This is a genomic window from uncultured Clostridium sp. (assembly GCF_937920395.1).
In the GTDB taxonomy this organism is placed as follows: Bacteria; Bacillota; Clostridia; order Clostridiales; family Clostridiaceae; genus Clostridium_AD.
The window spans coordinates 1-6060 of record NZ_CALEVF010000212.1; the positions used below are offsets into that span (position 1 = coordinate 1).

Below are 6060 nucleotides of genomic sequence, written 5' to 3' on the forward strand. Positions count from 1 at the left end.
ATGGTATAGATTATAGAAAAAGATCATTATTATGGCTTCAATCAAATATTGGATATGTGCTTCAAAGCCCACATTTATTTAGTGGAACAATTAGAGATAATATTATATATGGTAAACTCAATGCTACTATACCGGAAATTGAAAATGCATCAAGGCTTGTAAATGCTCATAGTTTTATAAGCAAACTTGAAAAAGGATACGATACTCAGGTTGGAGAGGGTGGAGGAAATTTGTCAACAGGAGAGAAGCAACTTATCTCCTTTGCTAGAGCAATTCTAGCAGATCCAGCATTATTTGTTCTAGATGAGGCGACTTCATCTATAGATACAGAAACAGAAAGAATGATACAAAATGCTATAGAAAAAGTTCTAAGTGGTAGAACTAGTTTTGTAGTTGCTCATAGACTTTCAACTATTGTATCCGCAGATAAAATACTTGTTATAAGAAATGGCAATATTACAGAGTCAGGCAGCCATAGAGAACTACTAAAGATGAAAGGTTATTATTATAGCCTATATACAAATCAACTCTTAGAGGATAAGGAAAAGGAGAGCAAAGACATGCTACATTAAGATCGTGGTAGAAAATTGACTTTACGCAAAAAAATCAGAAGCTAAGGCTCCTGATTTTTTTTATATGGGGTTTATTGTTGCTGCAAATTGTGAGACTTATAACGGATTGCTTCTGCAGTAGCTATTATAAACCAAAAATAGGTTGTTACTTTAGGCAGAAACAATAAATTGTCTGATAAATTCATAAGTAAGAAAACAATCATACTTGCCATTATTCCAGTATAAAATGGTATATAAAATTTATCTTTAGTTGTACTATACAGCTTCTTAATTCTAAATAAAACCGTTATTATAATTCCGATGAAAGAAGCTATTCCTAATATGCCTAACTCACTTTCAAATTTTAAATATGAATTATGATTTGGATAGTTCTTGTATGCATAATATTTTAATTCTTTATACTTACTCACATATTCATTATATTTGGTGACAAAGTTTCCATTACCAACACCTAAAATTGGATGATCCCTTATCATATATAATGCTGTTTTCCAAAGTTTAATTCTTAATTCATTCTGATGTAAATCAAATGTACCTACAATTCTTTGAAAAACAGAAGGTATGAACGAAAGTAATATAGCAAGCCCCCCTAAAGCGAAAATCCACTTAATACTATAAATTAGAGTAAGCACTAATAATCCTATTCCAAGACCTAATATTGCATTTCTAGAAAAAGTCATTACCAAATTAATAATTACTAACATTGAGAGTAATACATACATTATTTTTTTAGTCTTATTTTTTTCATAAATACTCAACATAATCACTGGGAAAATTATTAATATTAAATAAGCCCCAAAAGCATTTGGGTTTGCGAATGTTGATGTTATCCTTGTAATTACACCATTATTATACGATCTTCTAAAGGTTTCATTCAATGCAAAACCTGTAAAATACTGCAAAACACCAATACAACACAAAATAAAGGAAGTAGATATATAAAATTTTAACAAAGTTTTTATTTGTTTTTTGCTATTAAATTCGTATTTTATAACAAAATATAAAAATATGTAAGTTATAAATCTTGCACTTTCACTTAATGCTAATCCTTTATTTTTTGCATAAATAGTAGATAAAAGCATTATACCAAGTAATAACGTAATAAATATACTTAATTTATCAGTGAAAAAGTCTATAATACCATCTTTAAAATTCTCTCTACTACCTTTTGAAACTAATAAATTTATAATATACAGAAAAACTATTAATGCCAAAATAAAATCAGTAACTGCTACACCCTTAAATACAACTTCTTGTGGAATTAAAGGTAATAACATGATATAAGCACATATTAATAAAAATGAAATTTTTCGATAAAAGTTCACGTTCCAGCCTCTTTTCAAATACAAATTAGTTTTGATGATGTTTATCTTAATAGTGCTAGATATCCATTACAATATTTTTCCTCCTAATAGATTATATCCTCTTTTCTTACCTTTTGCACGCTTTAATTAAACCATCGCCTGCACAGATGTTCATTTTTTCAAGTATAATTATACCATTATTTTTATTCACATGATACAATGTATTATTTTTAATATGATTACTCCCACCCTGAAAAATCTTTCCATAAGTCTTGTTAAATATATAATTAGTTTTATATATATACACGTAAGTATAATTAACTTTAAGTACCTGTGACCACTCCACTGGTGAAACATTTTCAGTCCAAATGTCACCTTTATAATAAGGCTTACCAATGCTCCAACTTTCATTTTTAATATTAGTCATAATAGGTGTTATATTATATCTGCTAACCCAATAATCAAAACCACTGGATGCAACAGAAATTATATAAACTTTATCAGTTTTAGGATTTATTATTTGCTTTATTTTTGTTATTGGTGCATATATAGCACGTTTTGATATAGTACCCTGTATATCTGATGGTGCGAGCATAATCATATTTATAATTGGACGCACGTTTGTTATTAATAATAAAAACAACAATAAGACACTAGAATATGATAGGTTAGATTTATTATGATGTGATCCAGCTTTTAAACATATAGTTCCAACTACGAAAATGAGAATTCCTAGTAGATAGGTACTTATATACCTTGAATAAGATGCTAAATTAGTAGCCTCATACTCAGTGTATGTGAAAATATACAATATTAGTAAAGAAAAAGTATATAGTGTAGCTCCAATAAATAAACTGATAGTTACTACTTTAAATCGAAGTTTTTCCTCTTCATTACCTGCATAAGTTATTAGTACCATAGACATTGAAAGTAGTATTACTAGCCAACCCACAAATGATATTTTAATTGAATAGTTAGTTAAAGATAATCCAGTTAAAGCATTAAAAAAGTTCTTTATTGTTACTATTTGGTAGTGTGGCGCATTTTCAGTAAATAAATTTTCAATGCTATGAACTCCAATCTTGGTTATATCCCAGGCAACATTTGTTTTTGTGATTTTAAGATATATTGACCATGAATATTTGGCTATTATAGTAAATAAAATAGGACATGAAACTAACTTTAAATTTTGCCTTTTTACAAATAAAAGATCTATAGCAATTATAATAATTGCTATAATTGCAAGGCCGAATCCTGCTGACTTTGTAAGAGTTAGTATAGATAAAGCCAAACTTATATTAAATATTTTAAAAGTGCTTGATTCATTGGTATAATAGTTAATGAGAATACTTGCAAATATAACTCCAAGTATTGCATCAACCATTAGATTAGTGTAAAAATCCTGGAAGAATGCCAAAGGAAGAATTAACACTAAAACAAATCGAACAACTATCGTGCTAAAGTTTTTCCATCGGATATTACTAAAAAAAGGTAACATTAATGAAAAATACAATATGTTCATAGACCTATATAAATTTCCTTCGCTAAAATTCCCAGATAATTTCACCCAGAAATATTCGAATAATGCTGTAGAGGGTGGATACCCTCTAAATGTGGTTGTTGCTTCTGGATGATTACCAAGAGCATCAAATATATACATATTTTTAACTACAGTTCCCCAATGTGAAAATTCATCCCAAGATGTAAACATTCTTCCTCGTTGTGCCCACCAGGCTAATACAAAAAACAGGATGAATATTACAAAGCTGGGGGTCAAAAAAAATTTCTTAACCATTAGTCTATTACTATAGATTGTGTAGAGAAAAAATAGCATACAAACTATTGCTATTGTCACTACAATGTATACTCCAATTTTTAGTAAACCTAGCAATCCAAATAGGTATAAAACAAATATTATTATAAAAATCCATAATGAGAACGTTTCTTCAATTTTTTTATTGCATTTTAACGAAATCATAAAAGCTCCAGAGCATAACATCATGAATATGAATATTAAATACATATCATATCTTCTCTAAAATGTAAGTTCTCTTAAAAACCCATTCTTTTTGAACTTTATAACTCATAGCAGATAACATACCGTCTACTATAACCTTAATAGCAACGACAGAGTGGCCGAAAATATGATAGGTAAATGATACACTTAATCCGGATACTAGCATAAGTGTTAGGCATAAAGTATAATATCTAATTAATACTAATTTATCATAAGACTTGTGCTTAAATACAGCATTTTTATTTACATTATAATTAAATAAGGAAGACATAATTCTAGAAATAATGGTTGCTAATAAAATAAAATATTCAGGTGTTACATTATAAAGCAGTTTTGAGAACATTGTAAATAAAAGAATATCTAGAATAAATGATAAAAATGATGATGACATGAATTTAAAGATGACCCCATAGACCTTTATTGAATCACTTATTGGTTTAAAATGAGATGATTTATTATATTCTATATAAATCGTATCAATTAACACTTCGTATATTGCTACATCTTTACGTTTGCATTCAAGTAACATATTAGTTTCATATTCAAATCTTTCTCCATTTACATTCATTAAATCCAAAGCAAGCTCCGACGAAATGGCTCTTAAGCCTGTTTGAGTATCGGTAACATTCATTCCAGCTAAAAGCGTAAACATTTTTCTAGTCATTATATTTCCAAACCTGCTCCTAAAAGGAATAGTTGGATCTGAGAAATTTCTGGATCCCAGAATAAGTTTTTTAGGATTCTCAATTAGTTTCTGTGATACTTTAATAATGTCCTCAACACTGTGTTGACCATCAGCATCCGCCGTTACAATGCCAATGCATTCTGTGTTATTGTTTAAAAAATAATTAAACCCTGTTTTAAGAGCTCTACCTTTTCCCATATTTGTTGCGTGAATTAATATGTGACATTGTTTTTGAAGTCCAATATTATTAAAAATGGGTTTATACTCTTCACTACTTCCATCATCTACAATGTTTATATGTATAAATCCTGCTTTTATAAGATTACTTACTAAAACTATCAATTTATTATCTGGATTAAAAGCTGGTATCAAAATCGAAATATTTTTCAACATATTTAATTTTTCCTCATTCATAAGACATTCTCCTAACAAATATTTATATTAGAATTATGCCCAAATAAATTTTTAACAAACAAAACAACCAAAATTCATCATATGCATTTTGGTTGTTTTGTTCTTTTTGTGTAATATGTTATACATAAATTATTCTTAACCTATTTTCTTAATATCTTATTTAACTTTAATCCCATTATCTTTTTAAAAGGAAATTCAAATATTTTTAAAGATAGAACAAATGCTAATCCAACAGCAAGGCATAAATATACTAATTCCCAGTTATAAGGAAATACTTTCATTAAATATATTTCCAAACCATAGTGATGGTATACCGATAATACTAAATAATGTATAAAGTACACTTGAAGTGTCCTGTTTCCAAACTTTGTTATAAATATCCTGCCATTCGGAGTTATATACATAATTGCCAATGAGATAATCGTACTTAATCCATAAAATAAAAATCTATAGATACCACCAAATACCGGCTCACCTAAAGCTATATAAGAATTACGTCCAGTAAAAAATCCTCTCAAAGTATATAAATCTCGCCCATAAACAAAAATAACTATAAAAACAATAGTTATAATAATTAAAGAAAACCTCTTAAGCCATATGCATTTTAAAATTTTTACCAAATCTGTACCATTAAAATAGTACCCACTTATAAAAAACGGAAAAAAAACTAATATTCTCGATAAAGAGAAAAAGTCTACCACCGTTACTATTTTATAATACCCTACTAAAACGCCGATTATAACAGAAAAACATATTACTATTACCGGTTTAATATTTTGTATAACATATGAAATACATAACCAAACACTCATAGCAAACAAATACCAAGGTGGCCCACCTTCTACGAAAAATCTAAATTGAGTATTTGTATCACCAAATATATATCTGCTAAGAACAAAAAAACATAATTTGAGCAACAAATATAAAAATAAATATAAAATTACCTTTGTTATTCTAAATTGTTTTCCATCAAGCACCGTTTTAGAAAAATAACCAGATACAAATATAAATAAAGGCATATGAAAAGTATAAATAAAAAGATATATATCTTTCATCATTAGAGATGTA

5 protein-coding genes are annotated in these 6060 nt (G+C 28.0%); 1 reads left to right on the forward strand and 4 read right to left on the reverse strand.

Features of this window, described 5'->3' with window-relative positions:
• Positions 1-572: ABC transporter ATP-binding protein (locus tag Q0649_RS13355; RefSeq protein WP_298842806.1), on the forward strand; the 572-nt coding region annotated here is incomplete at its 5' end.
• 71 nt (positions 573-643) lie between these two features.
• On the opposite strand, the gene Q0649_RS13360 is transcribed toward Q0649_RS13355, so the two are convergent.
• The 4 genes from Q0649_RS13360 to Q0649_RS13375 form a co-directional block, all read right to left on the reverse strand.
• The gene (locus Q0649_RS13360; protein WP_298842809.1) at positions 644-1897 is read right to left on the reverse strand and encodes an O-antigen ligase; all 1254 of its coding nucleotides are present in this window, start codon (positions 1895-1897) and stop codon (positions 644-646) included.
• A 106-nt stretch (positions 1898-2003) separates the two neighbouring features.
• On the reverse strand, positions 2004-3587 hold the full coding sequence (locus Q0649_RS13365) for a hypothetical protein (RefSeq protein WP_298842811.1): 1584 nt from the start codon (positions 3585-3587) through the stop codon (positions 2004-2006).
• A gap of 313 nt (positions 3588-3900) precedes the next feature.
• Positions 3901-4992 carry a glycosyltransferase gene (locus Q0649_RS13370; protein ID WP_298842813.1) on the reverse strand — a complete coding sequence of 364 codons (1092 nt, stop codon included), beginning with the start codon at positions 4990-4992 and terminating at the stop codon, positions 3901-3903.
• A 140-nt stretch (positions 4993-5132) separates the two neighbouring features.
• A partial coding sequence (locus Q0649_RS13375; RefSeq protein ID WP_298842814.1) for an acyltransferase family protein occupies positions 5133-6060 on the reverse strand: 928 nt, incomplete at its 5' end.